At 57.5% G+C, this 562-nt stretch carries 1 protein-coding gene; it reads right to left on the bottom strand.

Translation table 11 applies throughout. The features are described from left to right. Nucleotides 1-127: 127 nt before the first annotated feature. On the bottom strand, nucleotides 128-562 hold a 435-nt coding region (locus CUC53_RS18330; protein WP_420808078.1), incomplete at its 5' end, for a diaminopimelate decarboxylase family protein.

Here is a 562-nt window from a genome sequence, read left to right as displayed (position 1 = left end):
GTGTGTGCTCAATCTCAACAGAGTCACCACAGCAACGTCGTTGTCCACGTTGTCAGGCAGCTTGGCGAACTCTATCAACATCATCTGTTCCTGTTTGTGGGCACACTCAAGCCATATTAACGGCAGCTTAAGGCAGTAGGTGCTCACCACGCCAGAGGTCGGCTAACTGCTCGCGCTCTCTGATGAGATACGCTTGGGTGCCATCGACCAGCACCTCCGCTGCACGCGGACGGGTGTTGTAGTTAGATGCCATGGTAAAGCCGTATGCCCCAGCGGAGCGCACTGCCAGCAACGAGCCTTCGCTAATCGCCAAGGTACGCTCTTTGCCAAGAAAATCGCCGGTTTCGCACACTGGCCCCACCACATCGTACAGTGCAGGGGGGTGACCGGCGCGACTATCGACTTCGATGATGTTCATCCATGCGCCATACAGAGAGGGGCGCAGCAAGTCATTCATGCCGGCATCGATCAGCGCGAAGTTACGGGTCTCACCCGGTTTGAGATACTCGACTCGGGTCAACAGCACCCCTGCGTTGGCGACGATGGCGCGGCCCGGTTCAAA

Origin of the sequence: Aeromonas cavernicola, assembly GCF_002795305.1 — a bacterium.
Taxonomy (GTDB): Bacteria; Pseudomonadota; Gammaproteobacteria; order Enterobacterales; family Aeromonadaceae; genus Aeromonas; species Aeromonas cavernicola.
Note: the sequence above shows the minus strand (reverse complement) of the source record. Positions and strands in the feature narration are given on the sequence as shown.